Below are 20,251 nucleotides of genomic sequence, written 5' to 3' on the forward strand. Positions count from 1 at the left end.
GGCGGGGGAATAGGGAAATAGGTAGGGGCACAGCATGCTGTGCCCGTGTGGATCACTTGATGTTCATGGCGTCGCGCATGGTGAAGAACAGGTCGGTCTGATCGGTCAGCCCCACGATGTTGGCGGCATGCGGGCCATAAGCGGCAATGCGCAACTGGGTACCGGTATGGCCCTGGGAGCCTTCTTCCGAGTTGCCATAGCTGATGGTCATCACCGCGCCGTCTTTGGTGGTTAATGATTGGGTCAGCCCCGGTGCTTTAGCTTTGGCGGCAATAATCTGGCTGGAGTGAGCGTGGTCGGCGGTGACGATCACCAGGGTATTACCGTCGGCGCGGGCGAACTCCAGCGCTTTTTGTACCGCTTCATCCAGATCGACCGTTTCACCAAATTGGCCGCATGGGTTGGCATCATGATCCTGCTTGTCGATGGACGCTCCTTCGACCTGCAGGAAGAAACCGTTCGGGTTGTTCTTCAGCAACTCGATGGCTTTCTCGGTCATCGCTGCCAGCGTTGGCACATTGGCGCTGCGCTCAGGGTTATTCTCGCAGGTCACCGCAGGCTGATCGAGATTACCGTGGTAGGAGGCTTTCGGTCCCTTCCAGCGTACAGGCATATTGCCTGGCGCAAACAGGCCCAGCAGCGGCTTTTGCTGATTGGCTAGGTTAATCGCGTTCAGGCTCTCGGCATCCTCCACCCATTGGTAGCCCAATGCGGCGGCCTGGGCCTTCAGCGTTTTCCCCTGCCATTCACCGCTTTTCGCCAACTGAGCGAAGGATTTTGCTCCGCCGCCCAGCGTGACGTCGGCACGGGTTTTAATCAACTGCTCGGTGATAGAACCATGTCCGCCATTTTCCAGCGCGTTACTGGCGCATTGCTCACTGGTTTCCTCTGGGCCGTAGCACTTGCGGGAGGTTACGTGCGAAACCAGTGCTGCCGGTGTGGCATCTTGCAGCTCCGCCGTAGAGACGTTGCCGGTGGCTTTACCCGCGGCCTTGGCCAGTTCCAAAATCGTCGGTTGATCTTTGCCGTTCACATCTACGCCCAACGCGCCGTTGTAGGTCTTGACGCCGGTAGCCCAGGCGGTGGCCGAGGCGGCAGAGTCGGTGACATAGTCCGGCTGATGGCTTTTCTTATCCAGCGAGTAGTGGGTGTATTGGCCGGTTAGCGGCAAAGCATCGATCCCTTTGAAGTAACCGCCTGCGCCTTCCGCATAGTTGCGTGCGCCGGTGATTTCCGAATCGCCCATGCCGTCGCCGATCAGCAGGATCACGTTTTTAGCGGTTTTATTCGACAGCGATGCTTGCAGTGCGGCGGTTTGATCGCCTGCCAAACGGCGTGCACCGCCGGGTTCGGTAATATCGCCACGAGCCGCGCGGTTGTTGAGTTGATTGTTGTCAGCCAGGGCGGTGGAGCATAACAGAGCGGATAATAGGGCACCGGCGATCAGAGAAACGGACTGTTGCATGGGTAGGGCTCCTTGTCGTAATACAAAAATATTGTTGGCATTATTTTGTTACATCGGAGAGTAGAGCAGGAAAGTGACATTTTTATGACGAGCGAGGTGGGAAAAGGGATAGCCTTTCCTGGCAATCCCAATAGGTTATCAGACTTGGCGGGCAGGAATATTAATGCCGCGTTGTACGGCTGGTCTTGCCAGTCCACGTTCCAGCCATTGGCCAACAAGGGGGAAATTGTCGAACTCCACCACGTCGCGCGCTTCATAAAAACCGATCAGGTTGCGTACCCAGCCGAGTAGGGAAATGTCGGCAATGGTATATTCCGACCCCATAATCCAATCACGCCCTTGCAGCCGCTCTTCCAGCACACCCAGCAGCCGTTTGGACTCTTTCTGGTAGCGCTCAAACGGCCGTTTGTCTTCATATTCGCGCCCGGCGAATTTGTGGAAGAAGCCTAGCTGGCCGAACATTGGCCCCACGGACGCCATCTGGAAAAATACCCACTGGATGGTTTCATAACGTTGGGCGGGGTCTTTGGGTAACAACTTGCCGCATTTCTCTGCCAGATATAGCAGGATTGCCCCGGACTCGAACAGCGCAAACGGCTTACCGTCCGGGCCAGCAGGATCGAGGATCGCCGGGATTTTACCGTTAGGGTTGAGCGACAGGAACTCCGGCGTCCAGGTTTCATTTTTGCCGATGTCGATCAGGTGGGCCTCATAGGGTAGGCCGATCTCTTCGAGCATGATGGAAACTTTCACCCCGTTAGGGGTCGGCAGCGAGTAGAGTTGTAACCGTTCAGGATGCTTGGCGGGCCAACGTTTGGCGATCGGGAACAGGGTAATATCGGACATGATAACTCCTCGGAAGCGACGGGATCGTCAACAGGAAAACTCATTGAGTATGGCAGTAAAGCTAGCGCGCCAGGTATTCAAAGCGCCAGGCCAAAATGTGTGCTCAGTGCTTTTCGACCTGTGGCGGTCAGTTGCAGCTCACGGCTGTCTAGCTGGCGCTGAACCCATCCGCGTTTTTCAAATGCAGCTAACATGGCAGCGCCCAGTGCGCCACCGAGATGGGCCTTGCGTTCGCTCCAGTCCAGACAATCGCAGGCAAAGCGCCGCCGGGTCGGGGCCGGAGAGCAGTCGATACCCAACTGTGTCAAGGCAGCCTGCCCAGACTCACTGAGCTGATAGTCGTTATCCCCGATTAGCCAGGCCCGCGCCAGCAACTGATGATGTAATTGGACCGCGATCTCACCGGCCATGTGGTCATAGCAGGTGCGTGCATAACGTAATGAGGCCGGGGTGCTGCTTTTGACCGTTGGGCGTTCTACGCCGGCCAACGCCATCAGGCTTTCCAGCATGTCGGCCACCGGTTTGCCCGCCAGGCGGTAAAAGCGATTGCGGCCCTGTTTGACGCAGCCGATCAGGTTCTGTTCCTGCAAGCGTGCCAGATGGCTGCTGGCGGTGGAGGCCGCGACGTCCACTGCCGCACTCAGCTCCGTTGCGGTATAGGCGCGCCCATCCATCAACAGGCACAGCATGCGCGCTCGGGTGCGATCGGCGATAGCGGCCGTCAGTGCGGCCAGGCGGTCTTCAAGCGTATTGTCATTCATACTTCGAGAATAACCGAAGTATTGCTGCTCGTCTAACCCGACAATGGCTGCTCTCTATGCTTATCGGAAGGAAATTGCCATGACGGCCTGCCCCTTTTCAGTTGCATCGCGGCAAGCGGTGCGTGAAGCCTTAACCCATCCTCAACTCGGCGTTCGCCCCACGGATGAGCCGGTGCCCGCAGCTTTAATTGGGACGCCCGCTCAATCGATTTTCGCCTCTCTGGTACGTATGAATGATGGTGCCGTGCAGCGTGAATTAAAGGGAGCGATCGAGGTGGCGCTGGCCGCTATCACCGATGATGAGATCCGCCAGACCACGGTTTACGTGGCTCAACGGTTAGCGGCCAGTTTGACAACGGCAGAGCAGCTCACCCGGTTTAACTACGCTTTGCCGATCTGCGTACTGGCTGACTTATTGGGCGTAGCCCATCAGGATCGATCTGTCTTGGTGGATGAGGTGTTGGACTTTGTGCGCTGTATTGCTCCTGGCGGCAGCGCAGAGCAGATGGCTGTGGGGGCGGCGGCTGCCGGGAAGTTGCAGATCCGGATGCAACTGGCTGATGGACCGTTGTTTGAACAACTGTGCCAACACATTGGCGATCGCTCGTTGGCGATCGCCAATGCCATCGGGCTGTTGTTCCAGGCTTGTGAAGGCACCGCCGGATTAATCGGCCAGACGCTGTTGCTGGCAAATCAACCTCATCAGTCAGCAGAAGAGTTGATCCTGGCGGTGTTGCTGCAAACTCCGCCGATCCATACTACCCGCAGGTTTGCGCGACAGGCTACGTTGCTTGATGGTCAAGAGCTGGCGGTGGGGCAGAGCGTATTGGTGCAGTTGAAAACGCCGCAGGAAAGTTTTGCCTTCGGTTATGGTGCTCATCGCTGCCCGGGAGAACGTTGGGCACGGTTGATTGCCTTGGTGGGGATCGGCCATTTATCCAAACACCACCTTAAGCCCGAACTGTTAAGCCATTTTCGTTGGCGCGTTTCGCAAAATGCGCGCGTACCCGAATTTTATACTGCCGAGGAGAACGATGATGATCGCGGTGATTTTTGAACTACGGGCTGCCGCTGGGCAGCGGGAAACCTATCTAGAGTTGGCGGCGGAGCTGAAACCGTTGCTGGCAGAAATTGACGGCTTTATCTCTATCGAACGTTTTCAGAGTCTGAGCGAGCCGGACAAGTTGCTCTCGCTGTCGTTCTGGCGTGACGAGGCGGCGGTACAGCAGTGGCGCAACCTGGAGCAACACCGTCGGGCCCAGGCGCGTGGCAGGCATGAGGTGCTGGAATACTACCGGCTGCGGGTGGCCGAGGTGGTGCGGGATTATGGGTTGGAACCGCGTGAAGAGGCTCCGGCGGATAGCCGCTATTTTCATGGTTGAGTGATCCAGCGCCGGGGTTCCGGTGCTGGATTATATTAACTTAATAATTTAACAGCATAATTATTAGAATGGCTTGGTTGGCAGGTACTTACCATCCAGCGTGATCACCGCACGTTCACCGCCATCGGGGTCCTGGACCTTTTTGATATCCAGCTTGAAGTTGATCGCGCTGATCACCCCGTCACCAAATTGTTCATGCACCAGCGCCCGCAGGGTTGAGCCGTAGATCTGCACCATCTCGTAGAAACGGTAGATGGTCGGGTCTGTCGGCACACCGCCGGGGATACTGCCGCGCACCGGGATGGTTTGCAGCAGGCGCACCGCATCTTCATCCAAATCCAGCTTTGTCGCTACTGCACGGGCGGCCTGTTCCGGTAACGGATGCTGGCCAAGCAGCGCGGCGGTAACAAACGCCAGGCTCAAGCCGGTGCCTTGGTTAATCGCCTCGAAGGTCAGGCCCTTACGGACTTTAGCGTCCATGATGACGTCGGTCAGGCTTTGGCGTGCTGAAACGCTATGTAGTGATTGTGTCATGTTAACTCCTAGAGGTTTGGGTAGATTAGAAACGTTGCATAGCTGGGCTGGCGGTGACGCTTGGGTTGCTAGCCAGCGGCACGAAACGGCGGGTATTGCCATCTAATGCGTCAATACAGCCGGTAGCGATATCGTAGATCCAGCCATGCAGCCGCAGATTGCCTCGATCGAGCGCTAGCGCGACCGAAGGGTGAGTTTTCAGGTTGGTGAGCTGGGCGATGACGTTTTCTCGCACCATCGAATTAATACGATCGTGCTCGCTGGCGTGTTCATTGGCCTGATTGACCGCCTTGGCGGCATCGGCATAACGCAGCCAGTTGGCTACGGTGGGCATGTGATCCAGGCATTTGCAGGTGGCGATGGCGGTCATGGCGCCGCAATCGGAGTGGCCGCAAATCACGATATCCTCTACGCCCAGCGCGGCAACGGCATATTCCACCGAGGCCGAAACACCACCGGGCTCAGGCCCGAAAGAAGGCACGATATTGCCTGCGTTGCGGATGACGAACAGGTCGCCCGGTTCACGTTGGGTGATCAGCTCCGGCACCAATCGGCTGTCGGAACATGAGATAAACAGGGTGCGTGGGTTCTGGCTGGTGGCCAGGCGTTTGAACAGCTCTGTGCGCTCGACAAAAGCCTCGCGCTGGAACTTCAGAAAACCGTCAATAACCTCTTGCATGGTGACTCCATCAATGTGTGGCTTGCTTTCAATAGAGGCAAGAATGGACTTTTCTAGCTATAGGTTCCAAGACTCATTTATAATCACCTCGATAGGGATAACTAATAGTTGAGGCGTTATGTTACTGCGGCACATACGTTACTTTCTGGCGGTTGCGGAGCAGGGGAACTTCACCCGGGCTGCGGAGGTGCTGCATGTTTCTCAGCCCACCTTGTCACAGCAGATCAAACAGTTGGAAGAGACGCTGCAGGTAGAGCTGTTCGACCGTTCCGGGCGCAGGGTACAACTCACCGATGCGGGGCAGGCGTGGATGCGCTATGCCCGGCTGGCGTTACAGGATCTGGATGCCGGCAAGCGGGCCATTCAGGATGTCGCGACGTTGGAACGCGGCAACCTGCGTTTGGCGATGACGCCGACCTTTACCTCCTACCTGATTGGCCCATTGGTCGACGGTTTTTTCCGGCGCTACCCAGGGATTACCCTTAATATCCGTGAGATGACGCAGGATAAGATAGAGGCGTTATTGTGCGATGACCAATTGGATCTGGGGATTGCCTTCGAGCCGGTTCACTCTGCGGATATAGCCGCGACCAGGCTGTTCACGGAGCGGCTGCAACTGATGGTGGGGAAGGGGCATCAGCTTGCCAAGCGCCGCGCTGCCTTGAGCGTTGCGGAGGTGCAGCAGGTGCCGTTGGTGCTACTCAACGGTGACTTCGCCACGCGTCATTATGTAGATGAATATTTCCAGCAGCACGCGATTTATCCTCAGGTTGCCATGGAGGCGAATGCGATTAGCGCCATCGTCGAGATTGTGCGCCACGGCCAGCTCGCGACCATTCTGCCGCAGGCCATCGCACGGAGTAATCCGCTGCTGCTGCCTATCAAGCTGTCGGTTCCCATGCCCGAACGCCATGCCGTAGTGTTGCAACGCAAAGAGGGCTACCGCAGCGCAGCTTCACGAGCATTTATTGCGATGTTGCAAGATCAGGTCAAGGAAATGGGGTAAAAATGACTGGTTTGGTTATCCGTTAATTCGTTCTGCAGGAGATATTTAGCTGGCGAATATCTCCACACCCCGAGCGCCGAGCAAATCTTCACCAAAACTTCCCACGATCTCTGTGTTGCGTTATGGCATAATGCGCGCCAAATCACATTCCCAATCAAATTAAGAGCGAGCGCTGTGTTAAGCACTAACAACATCACTATGCAGTTCGGCAGTAAGCCGTTGTTTGAAAACATCTCTGTCAAATTTGGCGGCGGTAACCGCTATGGTCTGATCGGAGCCAACGGCTGCGGTAAATCGACGTTCATGAAAATCCTCGGTGGCGATCTGGCGCCGAGCGGCGGTAACGTGTTCCTGGATCCGAATGAGCGCCTGGGTAAACTGCGCCAGGATCAGTTCGCTTTTGAACAGTTCAGCGTGCTGGACACCGTGATCATGGGCCACACCGAACTGTGGGCGGTGAAGGAAGAGCGCGACCGCATCTACGCCATGGCGGAGATGAGCGAAGAAGACGGCTATAAAGTGGCCGATCTGGAAGTGGCCTATGGCGAGATGGACGGCTACACCGCAGAAGCACGTGCCGGTGAGCTGCTGCTCGGCGTAGGTATTCCGGTAGAACAGCATTATGGCCCGATGAGCGAGATCGCTCCCGGCTTCAAACTGCGTGTCCTGTTGGCTCAGGCCCTGTTCTCCGATCCGGAAATCCTGCTGCTCGACGAACCAACGAACAACCTGGACATCGATACCATTCGCTGGCTGGAGCAGGTGCTGAACGAACGTAACAGCACCATGATCATCATTTCGCACGACCGTCACTTCCTGAACATGGTTTGTACTCACATGGCGGATCTGGACTACGGCGAACTGCGTGTCTACCCAGGTAACTACGACGAATACATGACGGCGGCTACCCAGGCTCGTGAGCGCCTGATGTCTGACAACGCCAAGAAGAAGGCGCAGATTAACGAGTTGCAGTCCTTCGTTAGCCGCTTTAGTGCCAACGCCTCCAAATCCAAGCAGGCTACCTCTCGTGCCCGCCAGATTGACAAGATCCAACTGGAAGAGGTGAAAGCCTCTAGCCGTCAGAACCCGTTCATCCGTTTTGAACAGGACAAGAAGCTGTTCCGTAACGCGCTGGAAGTGGAAGCGCTGGCCAAAGGCTTCGACAACGGCCCGCTGTTCAGCAAACTCAACCTGATGGTTGAAGTGGGCGAGAAGGTGGCGATCCTGGGTGCCAACGGTATCGGTAAATCTACCCTGCTGAAAACGCTGGTGGGTGACCTGCAGCCGGATCACGGCACGGTGAAATGGTCCGAAAACGCCAAGATCGGTTACTACGCACAGGATCACGAATACGAGTTCGATGAAACCCTGAGCGTGTTCGACTGGATGAGCCAGTGGAAGCAGGAAAAGGACGATGAGCAGGCGGTACGTAGCATTCTTGGCCGCCTGTTGTTCAGCCAGGACGATATTAAGAAGCGCGTAAAAGTGCTGTCCGGTGGTGAGAAGGGCCGTATGCTGTTCGGCAAGATCATGATGCAGCGCCCGAACATCCTGATTATGGATGAACCAACCAACCACATGGATATGGAATCCATCGAGTCACTGAACATGGCGTTGGAAATGTATGAAGGTACCTTGATCTTCGTTTCCCATGACCGTGAGTTTGTTAGCTCGCTGGCCACACGCGTTCTGGAAATGACCCCGAACAAGGTGATCGACTTTACCGGCAACTACGAAGACTATCTGCGTAGCCAGGGTATCAACTAATACCTTCGAGCTTTACCGCACGCCCCTCACCCCAACCCTCTCCCACAGGGAGAGGGAGCTGCCCGGAGTAGGTAATTAGCCCGTGCAGCTTCGGAAAGTAGGGAGTAAAAACAAGAAAGGCAAGGTTTTACCCAGGGCAATCAACGAACTCGATCTGTTCCCCCAACCCTCCCACAGGGAGAGGGAGCAGTCCAGGGCGATTAATTAGCTTGGACTGCTTCGGAACGTGATGAGTAAGAGAACGAAAGGTATTACGCAGAAGAATCAACGAGCTCGATCTGTCCCCTCTCCCTGTGGGAGAGGGTTAGGGTGAGGGGCCGCATCTTTACCACACACCTCACACCGTGGATCCTTAGGCAGCTTCATCTCGCGAAACTGCATGCTCATCGCATCAAACATCAACAACTTACCCACCAAAGGCTGGCCATAGTTTGCCAACAGCTTGATGGCTTCCATCGCCTGTAACGTGCCGATGGTGCCCACTAAAGGCGCCATCACACCCGCCTCAACGCAGGTCAGCGCATTTTCGCCAAACAGCCTGCTCAGGCAGCGATAACAAGGTTGTTCCGGCTGATAGGTAAAGACGCTGAGCTGGCCTTCCATGCGGATGGCTGCCCCTGAGACCAGCGGTTTACGCTGTGCATGGCACAGGCGGTTGAGCAGATCGCGGGTCGCCACGTTATCGGTACAGTCCAGCACCACGTCGCAAGCGGCAATCTGCGCCGCCATTTGCTCGTCATCCAGGTGAGTGTCCAGGGTGTCAATACGGATATGAGGATTGATGGAGCCCAGCTCAATGCGGGCAGATTCGACCTTCGCCATACCAATGCGATCATCCCGGTGCAAGATCTGGCGCTGGAGATTGGAGAGGGAAACCGTGTCGAAATCAACCAGCGTCAGATGGCCGACGCCAGCGGCAGCCAAATAAGGCGCCGCCGCACAGCCCAGTCCGCCAAGTCCAACGATCAGCACGTGCGCCGCCTGCAGCTTTTCCTGACCCTCGAAGTCGAAACCCCGCAGTACGATCTGGCGGTTGTAGCGCAGCGCTTGTGCATCGGTTAATTCCGGCAGCATGTTCAGTTCCTTAGCAACGCATTGAAAGGTTCGATCTCCACTGTCTCACCAGCGGCCACCGAGCCGCGTTCGCGTTCCAGCACGATAAAGCAGTTACCCTGGCTGAATGAGCTGAAAACGTGGGAGCCCTGATGGCCGGTGGTGCTCACTTCCAGCTCGCCTTGGGCATTGCTGGTGAAGGTGCCGCGCTGGAAATCGAGGCGGCCCGGCGACTTTTTCAGTGGCGTCAGGGCGCGAGCTTTCAGGCGGGGTGGCAGTTGCCATTCGGTGTGACCGGCCAGTTTGGCCAGCAGCGGTTGCACCAGCTGATAGAAGGTCAAAGCCGCAGAGACCGGGTTGCCAGGCAGGCCACAGAACCAGGCGTTCTGGAGTTTGCCAAAAGCAAAAGGCTTGCCCGGTTTGATGGCCAGCTTCCAGAAGCTGACTTTACCCAGTTCATCCAGCATTTGCTTGGTGTAATCGGCTTCACCGACGGAAACGCCGCCGCTGCTGATCACCACGTCGGCCTCGCTATCCGCCTGGATAAAGGCCGCGCGTAATGCTTCCTGATTATCACGAATAATCCCCAGGTCGATCACCGTACAGCCCAGCTGTTCAAGCATCAGGCGTACGGCAAAGCGATTGGTGTCGTAGATCTGTCCGGCTTGCAGCGGCTGGCCGACCGGCTGCAATTCATCACCGGTAGAGAATACCGCCACCTTCAATTTTCGCATCACCTGCACATCGGCTACGCCCAATGAGGCCAGTAACGGCAACTGTGCGGCCCCCAGCGTGATCCCGGCGGGCAGCACGCTCGCCCCGCGCAGGATATCTTCACCCGCCAAACGGATATTTTGCCCGGCGGTTACCGGGGCGTTGAAACGCACTCCAGCCTCGGTGACTTCAGCCTGTTCTTGCATGATCACCGCATCCGCACCGGCGGGAATTGGCGCTCCGGTCATGATGCGTACGCAGGTGTTGGCAGGCCAGGCATCCGTAAACGGAGCCCCGGCAAAGGCTTTACCCGCCACCGCTAACGAAGAGTTGCCGTTCAGGTCACTTAGACGTACCGCGTAGCCGTCCATCGCCGAGTTGGCGAAGGGGGGGACATCGATAGGGGAGACCACCGGAGTGGCGGTAATGCGCCCGGCTGCGCTGGTCAAGGCGATAGATTCGCTCTGTTGCAGTGGCGCGATCTGGGAGAGCATTTTCTCCAGTGCCTGCTCAAGAGAAATGAGGTCAGAAGTATGACAGTGATCCATAAACAAAACTCCGTAATCGGCGTGCGCGAATTTTTCGGCAAAGTGGGGCTATTATGGCAGATAACGCCGTGGTGGAGAAACCAGGTTAACGCATTGAAATCAATAACAGGAGACAGCCATGCATCAGCACGTACTGGATTTTTGGTTCGAAGAGATCGACCCAGCCATGTGGTTTAAGAAGGACGATGAGTTCGACCGTTTGCTGCACACCCGCTTTGGCCAGCTGTGGCAGGCGGCGTCCCAGGGGGAACTGGCACATTGGCGTGCAACCATCAAAGGCAGACTGGCGGAAATCATCGTGCTTGATCAGTTCAGCCGTAATCTGTTCCGCAACACACCACGCTCCTTTGCTTGTGACGGAATGGCGCTGGTGCTGGCTCAGGAAGCGATCGCCACTGGGCTATGTGAAAACCTGACGGTTGAGCAGCGCGGCTTCCTCTATCTGCCGTTTATGCATTCCGAATCCGCCTTGATCCACCAGCAGGCGTTGGAGCTGTTTCGCCAATTAAATAATGGTGACCAGTTGGAGTTTGAATTACGTCATAAAGCCATAATCGATCGTTTTGGACGTTATCCCCATCGTAACGAGATATTAGGCCGAGAATCTACGTTTGAGGAGCAGGAATTTCTGCAACAACCGGGTTCGGGTTTCTGAATATTTTTCATTGGCGTGTAAGTGGGGAATAGCGGAAAGGGGCATGGGATAACGCTTATTAAACATGAGCCGAGCCGGTCTATTTCCTGCTGCTGCCAATAGGCTGGTTAAATCTGTCAGCGATAAATAAAAAACCAGATAACCCACTGTTTTTATAACGTTTAGCTCTTTCTATGCACAAAACAGTCTAAGCAGGCTACGCTTAATGCTTGGCGACCAGTTTGTGCTTTACATCGATTGCCGGGCTAAATATAGTCGAAAAACACGAAATAATAATTCTCTCTCCATTTTCATGCGGTACCTGCTTGAATTGCCGCGGATAGAAACAGGTGTCAGGTCAATGAGCAAACCAGTGATTGCCATTCATGGTGGTGCGGGCGCAATTACCCGTGCGGCATTGAGTGCAGAGAAAGAACAAGATTATATCCGGGCGCTTTCCGACATTGTGGCTGCCGGGCAGGCTATTTTGGCCGCAGGCGGCAGCGCACTGGACGCGGTTACGGAGGCAGTCAGGCTGCTGGAGGAGTGCCCGCTGTTCAACGCAGGCAAGGGCGCGGTATTTACCCACCAGGGTACCCATGAGCTGGATGCCTGCGTGATGGATGGCCATACCTGTGACGCAGGGGCGGTCGCCGGGGTCAGCCGGATACGCAACCCGGTACTGGCCGCGCGTGCGGTGCTGGAAAACAGCACTCATGTGCTGTTTGGCGGCGAAGGGGCGGAAAGATTTGCAGCCAATCATGGCCTGGAAATGGTCGAGCCCAATTTCTTCTTTACCCAGGAACGTTTTGACCAACTGCACCGTGCTCAGGCAGAGCAGGGCCGGGTGTTGCTCGATCACGACGGCGCGGCGGCGCTCAGCGGCGACCCACTGGATCCCGATCGCAAATTTGGCACCGTGGGAGCGGTAGCGCTGGATGCTCTGGGCAACCTGGCTGCGGCCACTTCAACCGGCGGGATGACCAATAAGGCGGCAGGGCGCATTGGCGATACGCCGATTATTGGCGCTGGTTGCTATGCCAACAACGCCACGGTAGCGGTCTCCAGCACCGGTACTGGCGAAATCTTTATGCGCACCGTCGCGGCCTACGACGTTTCTGCACTGATTGAATATGCCGGTCTAACCCTGCAACAGGCCTGCGATAAAGTGGTGATGGAAAAGCTGTTGGCGCTGGGTGGCAGCGGCGGGCTGATCGCCATCGATCGTTTTGGCAACGTCGCACTGCCGTTTAACAGTGAAGGAATGTATCGCGGTTTCGGCTACGTCGGCGATGCCCCTTCCGTAGGTATCTACCGCTGAACGCTTGCCGGGAGGGCAAATGACCGATACGGCCATCCAGCCACAGGCAGAACGTGGGCTGATTTTACCGCCCGAGCGTGTACTGGCAGTGAGCGATCTGTGCGTGCAATTTCGTCAAGAAGGCGACGTCATTGAGGCGGTGCGTCATCTGGACTTCGACGTCGACCGTGGCGAAACGCTGGCGATCGTTGGAGAGTCCGGCTCCGGCAAGTCGGTCACCTCACTGGCGTTGATGCGTCTGGTAGAGCAGGGTGGCGGTGAGTTGACCAGCGGCACAATGCAATTTCGCCGGCGTAACGGCCAGGTGCTCGATCTGGCCAAGGCGAAACAGAGCACCCTGCGAACCTTGCGCGGCGCCGATATGGCGATGATTTTTCAAGAGCCGATGACCTCGCTCAACCCGGTGTTTCCGGTGGGGGAGCAGATCGCCGAATCTTTGCGTCTGCATCAGGGGATGGATCACCGCAGCGCCAAACGTGAAGCGCTGCGTATGCTCGATCTGGTGCGCATTCCCGAGGCCAAAAACGTCCTTGGCCGCTATCCGCATCAACTGTCTGGCGGGATGCGCCAGCGGGTGATGATTGCCATGGCGCTGTCGTGTAAACCGGCGCTGCTGATTGCCGATGAACCTACCACCGCGCTGGACGTCACCATTCAGGCGCAAATCCTGCAACTGATCCGCGTGTTGCAGCAGGAAATGCAGATGGGGGTGATCTTCATTACCCACGATATGGGCGTGGTGGCGGAGATTGCCGATCGGGTTCTGGTGATGCATCAAGGCGAAAAAGTGGAACAGGGGGCTGTGCGGGCGTTGTTCGCCGCTCCTCAGCAGCCTTACACTCAAGCTTTGTTGGCTGCCGTGCCACAGCTGGGTGCGATGGCAGATAAAGACTTCCCGGCAAAATTTCCGTTGGCTGGCGTTGACGATAACGACCAGCCGCAAGACACCATACCCGCAGGAGCTGCGCCGATCCTGCAGGTAGAAAATCTGGTTACGCGCTTCGATCTGCGCAGCGGTATTCTCAACCGCGTCACGCGCCGTGTGCATGCGGTGGAAAATATCAGCTTCGATCTCTATCCCGGTGAAACGCTGGGGTTGGTCGGCGAATCCGGCTGTGGTAAATCCACCACTGGCCGCTCACTGTTAAAGCTGGTAGACAGCCAATGCGGCACCATTACCTTCAACGGTCAACAGATCAACCGCTTGAAAGGTTCCGCCTTACAGCATTTACGCCGTGATATTCAGTTTATCTTTCAAGACCCTTACGCTTCCCTGGATCCACGGCTCACCGTTGGTTTCTCCATCATGGAGCCGTTGCTGGTGCACAATGTCGCTCGTGGGGCGGAGGCAGAAAAAAGGGTCGCCTGGCTATTGGAGCGGGTAGGGCTGAAGCCGGAACATGCGCGGCGTTATCCGCATGAGTTCTCCGGTGGCCAACGCCAGCGTATCTGCATTGCCCGCGCGCTGGCACTCAATCCGAAAGTGGTAATTGCCGATGAGGCGGTCTCCGCGCTGGACGTGTCGATTCAGGCGCAAATTGTCAATCTGCTGCTCGATTTACAGCGTGAATTGGGCATCGCATTTCTGTTTATTTCCCACGATATGGCAGTAGTGGAACGCGTCTGCCATCGCGTCGCGGTGATGTACCTGGGCCAGATTGTGGAGATCGGCCCACGCCGTGCGGTGTTCGAAAACCCGCAGCACGCCTATACCCGTAAGCTGATGGCCGCCGTGCCGGTGGCCGATCCAACCCATGCGCATAAACGCCAGCCGTTGCTGGTGGATGAAATACCCAGCCCGATCCGTGGGCTGCACGATGAACCCGTTACCGCACCTTTAGTGCAGGTAGGGCCAGGGCACTTTGTGGCCCGCCACCCTATCGCCGGTGCTTTTTAGCCTTGCCTCAGGAGAGTTAAGCAATATGACTAAGCACACATTCAAGCGTAATGTTTTGGCCGCCGTACTGCTGGCTGCCGCTGCTGGCCCGGCTTGGGCTGCCAAGGATGCGGTGATTGCCGTAGCGTCCAACTTCACCACGCTCGACCCGTACGATGCCAACGACACCTTGTCGCAGGCGGTCGCCAAATCCTTCTATCAGGGGCTGTTTGGCTTTGATAAGGATATGAAGCTGGTGAACGTATTGGCGGACAGTTATGACGTCAGCAAAGACGGACTGACCTACACCATCAAGCTCCAGCCGGGTGTGAAATTCCACGACGGCAGCGCATTCAACGCCGAAGCGGTCAAGGTTAACCTGGATCGTGCCAGTAACCCGGATAATCGCCTGAAACGCTATAACCTGTTCAAGATGATCGATAAGACCGAAGTAGTCGATCCCACCACGGTCAAGATCGTGCTGAAAGCGCCATTCTCGGCGTTTATCAACAACCTGGCGCACCCGGCGGCGGCGATGATTTCCCCGGCGGCCCTCAAGCAGTATGGCAAGGAGATTGGTTTCCATCCGGTGGGCACCGGCCCTTACCAGTTCGAAACCTGGAACCAGACCGACTATGTGAAAGTGAAGAAATTCGACGGCTACTGGAAAGCGGGCTTACCGAAGCTGGACAGCATCACCTGGCGGCCGGTAGTGGATAACAACACCCGTGCGGCAATGCTGCAAACCGGCGAAGCGACCTTTGCCTTCCCAATCCCTTATGAGCAAGCCAAGGTGCTGGAGAAAAACAGCAAGCTGGATCTGGTGGCCGCGCCGTCGATCCTGCAACGCTACATCAGCATGAACGTGACGCAGAAACCGTTCGATAACCCGAAGGTGCGCCAGGCGCTGAACTATGCGATCAACAAGGACGCGCTGATTAAGGTCGCGTTCTCCGGCTTTGCCGTTCCGGCGCAAGGCCCGGTGCCTCCGGCCATTGATTTTGCCACCCTCTACAACGCTTGGCCATACGATCCGGCCAAGGCGCGTGAGCTGCTGAAAGAAGCGGGCTATCCGAACGGGTTTACTACCACGTTGTGGTCATCCCATAACCACAGTACCGCGCAGAAAGTGTTGCAGTTTGCTCAGCAGCAGCTGGCGCAGGTTGGGGTTAAAGTCACCGTCACCGCGATGGATGCGGGCCAGCGTGCGGCGCAGGTAGAGAGCGTCGGCGTGAAGGATACCGGTGTGCGCATGTTCTATACCGGCTGGTCTGCCTCAACTGGGGAAGCCGACTGGGCGCTGACGCCGCTGTTCGCCACCCAATCCGCACCGCCTAAGCAGTTCAACACTGCGTTCTACAGCAACCCGCAGGTGGACAAGGATCTGGCCGAAGCGTTGGCCACCACCGATCGTGCCCAGAAGCAGGCGCTATACAAAGATGCCCAAGATCGCATTTGGGCCGATGCGCCATGGATTTTCCTGGTGACAGAGCGCCTGCTGTCTGCCAACAACAAACAGCTGAGCGGTTTCTACGTGATGCCGGACACCTCGTTCAACTTTGATAACGCGGATTTGAAATAAGGGCTGAGCGCCGCCCTTTCCCTGACGGGAAGGGCGGTGTGAGGGGGATTTATGCGCAATGCTTAATTATTTTCTAAAACGTCTGCTGGGCCTGATCCCGACGCTGCTGATCGTGGCCGTGCTGGTGTTCTTGTTTGTCCATATGCTGCCGGGCGATCCGGCGCGGTTGGCCGCGGGGCCGGAGGCCGACGAAGCCGTCGTACAGTTGGTGCGCCAGGATCTGGGGCTGGACAAGCCGTTGCCACAGCAGTTTGTGCATTTCTTTGTCAATATTTTGCAGGGCGATTTCGGCACGTCGATGGTGTCCAAACGCCCGGTCAGTGAAGAGATCGCTTCGCGCTTTATGCCAACCTTCTGGCTGACCATCGCCAGCATGGTGTGGGCGGTGATTTTTGGCATGGCGATCGGCATGATTTCCGCCGTATGGCGCAACCGCTGGCCTGACCGGTTGGGGATGACGCTGGCCGTTTCGGGCATCTCTTTCCCGGCCTTTGCGTTGGGGATGCTGCTGATGCAGGTGTTCTCGGTCAATCTCGGTTGGTTGCCGACGGTTGGAGCGGATACCTGGCAGCATTACATCCTGCCTTCAATCACGCTGGGCGCTGCGGTAGCGGCGGTGATGGCACGCTTCACCCGCGCCTCGTTCGTTGAGGTGATGCAGGAAGATTACATGCGCACCGCCCGTGCCAAGGGCGTACCGGAGTCACTGGTGGTCGTCAAACACGGGCTACGCAACGCCATGATCCCGGTGATCACCATGATGGGCCTACAGTTTGGTTTCCTGTTGGGTGGCTCGATCGTGGTCGAGAAGGTGTTTAACTGGCCGGGGTTGGGGCGCTTGCTGGTGGATTCGGTAGAAATGCGCGATTACCCGGTGATCCAGGCCGAAGTGCTGCTGTTCTCGCTGGAGTTTATTCTGATTAATCTGTTGGTGGATATGCTGTATGCGGCAATCAACCCTTCGATTCGTTACCAATAGGCAGGCCGTATGATGAAATATTGGCGACGTAATGCCGCGCTCAAGGCAATGCCGGTGATTAATCCCAACGCGGTGCGTACGCCTTGGCATGAGTTCTGGCGGCGCTTTCGTCGCCAGCAGGTCGCAATGGTGGCTGGCGTGTTTGTGTTGCTGCTGGTGGCCGCTGCGCTGCTGGCACCGCATCTGGTGCCTTTTGATGCGGAAAACTTCTTTGATTACGATCGGCTCAATGAAGGGCCTTCGTTGGTGCACTGGCTCGGGGTGGATTCGCTGGGCCGGGATATTTTCAGCCGTATTCTGATGGGCGCGCGGATCTCTTTGGCCGCCGGGGTGTTCTCGGTGCTGGTTGGCAGCGTGATTGGCACGGTGCTCGGGCTCTTGGCGGGCTATTACGAAGGCTGGTGGGATCGCATCGTGATGCGTATCAGTGACGTGCTGTTTGCCTTCCCCGGTATTCTGCTGGCGATTGGCGTGGTGGCGATCATGGGCAGTGGCATGGCGAACGTGATTGTTGCCGTGGCCATCTTCAGCATTCCGGCGTTTGCGCGCCTGGTGCGTGGCAATACTCTGGTGCTGAAGCATCTGACCTACATTGAATCGGCGCGCAGCATTGGCGCTTCGGACTGGACCATCATCCTGCGGCATATCTTGCCGGGCACCATCTCGTCGATCGTGGTCTATTTCACCATGCGTATCGGTACTTCAATCATTACCGCTGCCAGCCTGTCGTTCTTGGGATTGGGGGCGCAGCCGCCAACGCCGGAATGGGGAGCGATGCTTAATGAAGCGCGGGCGGATATGGTGATTGCTCCGCATGTGGCGATCTTCCCCAGCCTGGCAATCTTTTTTACCGTGCTGGCCTTTAACCTGTTGGGCGATGGGCTACGTGATGCATTGGATCCGAAGCTGAAGGGATGACCCCTCACCCCAACCCTCTCCCACAGGGAGAGGGAGCTGAAAGTCCCTGCTCTTTTGGAAGTTAAAGAAGCTATCTCAGCAAATTCGATCACTCCTTCATCCAAGGTGCGTCACTGCATTTTCAAACTCACTCGATCGGTCCCCTCTCCCTTGAGGGAGAGGGTTAGGGTGAGGGGATATCGACTATTTAAACAGATGCTCGGCGTGAAAACGCAGATGATCTTCGATAAAGGTAGCGATGGTGAAGTAGCTGTGGTCGTAACCTGGCTGAATGCGCAGGGTTAACGGCCAGTCACGCTGGCGTGCCAACTCCGCCAGCTTGGCCGGTTGCAGCTGATCTGCCAGAAATTGATCCCCATCTCCCTGATCGATCAACATCGGCAGCGGTTCCGCTCCGCTGGCCAGCAAATGGCAACTGTCATATTGCAGCCACTGCGTTTCGTCATCCCCCAGATAGGCAGCAAAGGCTTTACGACCCCAAGGCACCTGACAAGGGTTGACGATCGGCGCAAAGGCCGATGCCGAACGAAAACGCTGCGGGTTACGCATTGCCATCATTAACGCACCATGGCCGCCCATCGAGTGGCCCGCAATGGATTGCCGATCGCTGACGCTGAAATGCTGCCTAATCAGCGCAGGCAGCTCATCGCTGATGTAATCATACATGCGAAAGTGTTGATCCCAAGGTGCCTGAGTGGCATTGAGGTAAAACCCCGCCCCCTGGCCCAGATCGTAACCTTCGTCATTTGGCACCTCATCGCCGCGCGGGCTGGTATCCGCCATCACCAGCACCAACCCTAATTCTGCGGCAACGCGCTGGGCACCGGCCTTCAACGTGAAGTTTTCATCATTGCAGGTCAGACCCGACAGCCAATACAGCACCGGCGGCGGGTTATCGTCGCGCGGTGGTGGCAGATAGATACTGAACGTCATGTTGCAATTCAGGCTCTGCGCCGCGTGACGGTAACGTTGTTGCCAACCACCGAACATGCGGTGCTCTTCGAGAAGTTCTAATGACATCGTCATCCTCTGCCTCCTGGCTTATTTATCGAAATGGATCACGGAACGGATCGATTTGCCTTCATGCATCAGATCGAACGCTTCGTTGATCTGCTCCAGCCCCATGGTATGAGTGATAAAGTCGTTCAGTGCGAATTCGCCGTCCAGATAACGCTGCACGATCCCCGGCAGTTGGCTGCGGCCTTTTACGCCACCAAAGGCAGAACCGCGCCAGACGCGGCCAGTCACCAGTTGGAACGGACGGGTCGCGATCTCTTCACCGGCGCCGGCAACGCCGATAATGACCGACTCACCCCAGCCCTTGTGGCAGCACTCCAGCGCCGAACGCATCACGTTGACGTTGCCGATACATTCAAAGGAGAAGTCGACGCCGCCGTCGGTCAGTTCGACGATCACGTCCTGGATAGGTTTATCGTAATCTTTTGGATTGATCAGATCGGTCGCGCCCAGCTTGCGAGCCAGATCGAACTTGCTGGTGTTGAGATCGATGCCAATGATGCGGCTGGCACCGGCCATCTGAGCGCCAATAATCGCCGACAGCCCGATGCCGCCCAGGCCGAAGATAGCCACGGTATCGCCAGCCTTGACCTTGGCGGTGTTGATCACCGCACCCATGCCGGTGGTGACGCCACAGCCAAGCAGACAGACTTCTTCCAACGGTGCTTCTTTGCTGATTTTTGCCAGTGAGATTTCGGGTACTACGGTGCGTTCAGCAAAGGTGGAGGTGCCCATGTAGTGGAAAATCGGCTTGCCGTCTTTAAAGAAGCGGGTGGTGCCGTCTGGCATCAGACCCTTGCCCTGGGTGGCGCGGATGGCCTGACACAGGTTGGTTTTGCCGGATTTACAGAATTTGCACTCGCCGCATTCTGGGGTGTACAGCGGGATCACGTGGTCGCCGACGGCAACGCTGGTCACGCCTTCGCCGATCGCTTCGACTATACCACCGCCTTCGTGGCCCAAAATCGCCGGGAACACGCCTTCCGGATCCTTGCCTGACAGGGTATAGGCATCGGTATGGCAAACGCCGGTGGCGACGATGCGCACCAGTACTTCACCTTTCTGTGGCGGCATCAGATCGACTTCTTCAATCTTCAGCGGCTGGTTCGGTCCCCAAGCTACGGCAGCACGGGTTTTGATAAATTCCATGATTCTCTCCTCATTAAATT

General features: G+C 56.7%; 19 protein-coding genes. 10 read left to right on the forward strand and 9 right to left on the reverse strand.

The features are described 5' to 3' along the window. Window positions 1-52: 52 nt before the first annotated feature. The 3 genes from phoA to KGP16_RS08905 form a co-directional block, all read right to left on the reverse strand. On the reverse strand, window positions 53-1,465 hold the full coding sequence (gene phoA / locus KGP16_RS08895) for an alkaline phosphatase (protein WP_223501175.1): 1,413 nt from the start codon (window positions 1,463-1,465) through the stop codon (window positions 53-55). 138 nt (window positions 1,466-1,603) lie between these two features. Then, complete coding sequence (locus KGP16_RS08900) at window positions 1,604-2,311, reverse strand: glutathione S-transferase N-terminal domain-containing protein (protein ID WP_021805092.1); 708 nt, start codon at window positions 2,309-2,311, stop codon at window positions 1,604-1,606. A 77-nt stretch (window positions 2,312-2,388) separates the two neighbouring features. Then, window positions 2,389-3,072 carry a helix-turn-helix transcriptional regulator gene (locus KGP16_RS08905; protein WP_021805091.1) on the reverse strand — a complete coding sequence of 228 codons (684 nt, stop codon included), beginning with the start codon at window positions 3,070-3,072 and terminating at the stop codon, window positions 2,389-2,391. Between the two features lie 79 nt (window positions 3,073-3,151). Between KGP16_RS08905 and KGP16_RS08910 the strand changes: the two genes are divergently transcribed. Next, window positions 3,152-4,129 carry a cytochrome P450 gene (locus KGP16_RS08910; protein ID WP_209527876.1) on the forward strand — a complete coding sequence of 326 codons (978 nt, stop codon included), beginning with the start codon at window positions 3,152-3,154 and terminating at the stop codon, window positions 4,127-4,129. Then, window positions 4,110-4,454 (forward strand): antibiotic biosynthesis monooxygenase, encoded by a 345-nt coding sequence (locus KGP16_RS08915; protein WP_223501510.1) that lies wholly within the window; start codon window positions 4,110-4,112, stop codon window positions 4,452-4,454. Before KGP16_RS08910 ends, KGP16_RS08915 begins: the two co-directional genes overlap by 20 nt. Before the next feature lie 63 nt (window positions 4,455-4,517). On the opposite strand, the gene cynS is transcribed toward KGP16_RS08915, so the two are convergent. Further along, on the reverse strand, window positions 4,518-4,988 hold the full coding sequence (gene cynS / locus KGP16_RS08920) for a cyanase (protein WP_223501176.1): 471 nt from the start codon (window positions 4,986-4,988) through the stop codon (window positions 4,518-4,520). A gap of 25 nt (window positions 4,989-5,013) precedes the next feature. Next, window positions 5,014-5,667: a carbonic anhydrase gene (locus tag KGP16_RS08925; RefSeq protein ID WP_021180560.1), complete on the reverse strand. Its 654-nt coding sequence runs from the start codon at window positions 5,665-5,667 to the stop codon at window positions 5,014-5,016. 118 nt (window positions 5,668-5,785) lie between these two features. Between KGP16_RS08925 and cynR the strand changes: the two genes are divergently transcribed. Both cynR and KGP16_RS08935 read left to right on the forward strand, forming a co-directional pair. Next, window positions 5,786-6,673 (forward strand): transcriptional regulator CynR, encoded by an 888-nt coding sequence (cynR, locus tag KGP16_RS08930; RefSeq protein ID WP_223501177.1) that lies wholly within the window; start codon window positions 5,786-5,788, stop codon window positions 6,671-6,673. 174 nt (window positions 6,674-6,847) lie between these two features. Then, window positions 6,848-8,440: an ABC-F family ATPase gene (locus tag KGP16_RS08935; protein ID WP_021180561.1), complete on the forward strand. Its 1,593-nt coding sequence runs from the start codon at window positions 6,848-6,850 to the stop codon at window positions 8,438-8,440. Between the two features lie 264 nt (window positions 8,441-8,704). Here KGP16_RS08935 and moeB read toward each other — a convergent pair whose 3' ends face one another. Together moeB and moeA are read right to left on the reverse strand one after the other, a co-directional pair. Beyond that, entirely contained in the window at window positions 8,705-9,514 is an 810-nt protein-coding gene (moeB, locus tag KGP16_RS08940; protein ID WP_115159241.1) for a molybdopterin-synthase adenylyltransferase MoeB, read from the reverse strand. 2 nt (window positions 9,515-9,516) lie between these two features. Then, window positions 9,517-10,755 (reverse strand): molybdopterin molybdotransferase MoeA, encoded by a 1,239-nt coding sequence (gene moeA, locus KGP16_RS08945; protein ID WP_209527861.1) that lies wholly within the window; start codon window positions 10,753-10,755, stop codon window positions 9,517-9,519. Window positions 10,756-10,873: 118 nt separating this feature from the next. Between moeA and KGP16_RS08950 the strand changes: the two genes are divergently transcribed. The 6 genes from KGP16_RS08950 (at window position 10,874) to gsiD (ending at window position 18,065) form a co-directional block, all read left to right on the forward strand. Beyond that, entirely contained in the window at window positions 10,874-11,410 is a 537-nt protein-coding gene (locus KGP16_RS08950) for a DUF924 family protein (RefSeq protein WP_223501178.1), read from the forward strand. A gap of 340 nt (window positions 11,411-11,750) precedes the next feature. Next, window positions 11,751-12,710 (forward strand): isoaspartyl peptidase/L-asparaginase family protein, encoded by a 960-nt coding sequence (locus tag KGP16_RS08955; RefSeq protein WP_059200298.1) that lies wholly within the window; start codon window positions 11,751-11,753, stop codon window positions 12,708-12,710. Window positions 12,711-12,729: 19 nt separating this feature from the next. Further along, a complete protein-coding gene (locus KGP16_RS08960; RefSeq protein WP_223501182.1) occupies window positions 12,730-14,607 on the forward strand; it encodes a dipeptide ABC transporter ATP-binding protein in 1,878 nt (625 codons plus the stop codon). 25 nt (window positions 14,608-14,632) lie between these two features. Further along, complete coding sequence (gene gsiB / locus KGP16_RS08965; protein WP_059200300.1) at window positions 14,633-16,168, forward strand: glutathione ABC transporter substrate-binding protein GsiB; 1,536 nt, start codon at window positions 14,633-14,635, stop codon at window positions 16,166-16,168. A 58-nt stretch (window positions 16,169-16,226) separates the two neighbouring features. After that, window positions 16,227-17,147: a glutathione ABC transporter permease GsiC gene (gsiC, locus tag KGP16_RS08970; RefSeq protein WP_094982927.1), complete on the forward strand. Its 921-nt coding sequence runs from the start codon at window positions 16,227-16,229 to the stop codon at window positions 17,145-17,147. A 12-nt stretch (window positions 17,148-17,159) separates the two neighbouring features. Continuing rightward, window positions 17,160-18,065 carry a glutathione ABC transporter permease GsiD gene (gene gsiD, locus KGP16_RS08975; protein ID WP_024485755.1) on the forward strand — a complete coding sequence of 302 codons (906 nt, stop codon included), beginning with the start codon at window positions 17,160-17,162 and terminating at the stop codon, window positions 18,063-18,065. A 183-nt stretch (window positions 18,066-18,248) separates the two neighbouring features. On the opposite strand, the gene fghA is transcribed toward gsiD, so the two are convergent. Continuing rightward, window positions 18,249-19,091, reverse strand: a complete 843-nt coding sequence (gene fghA / locus KGP16_RS08980; protein ID WP_115159877.1) for an S-formylglutathione hydrolase — start codon at window positions 19,089-19,091, stop codon at window positions 18,249-18,251. Between the two features lie 15 nt (window positions 19,092-19,106). Further along, the gene (locus KGP16_RS08985) at window positions 19,107-20,231 is read right to left on the reverse strand and encodes an S-(hydroxymethyl)glutathione dehydrogenase/class III alcohol dehydrogenase (protein WP_021805067.1); all 1,125 of its coding nucleotides are present in this window, start codon (window positions 20,229-20,231) and stop codon (window positions 19,107-19,109) included. Window positions 20,232-20,251: the final 20 nt, after the last annotated feature.

The sequence above is a fragment of the Serratia sp. JSRIV006 genome (assembly GCF_019968685.1).
GTDB classification, from domain to species: domain Bacteria; phylum Pseudomonadota; class Gammaproteobacteria; order Enterobacterales; family Enterobacteriaceae; genus Chania; species Chania fonticola_B.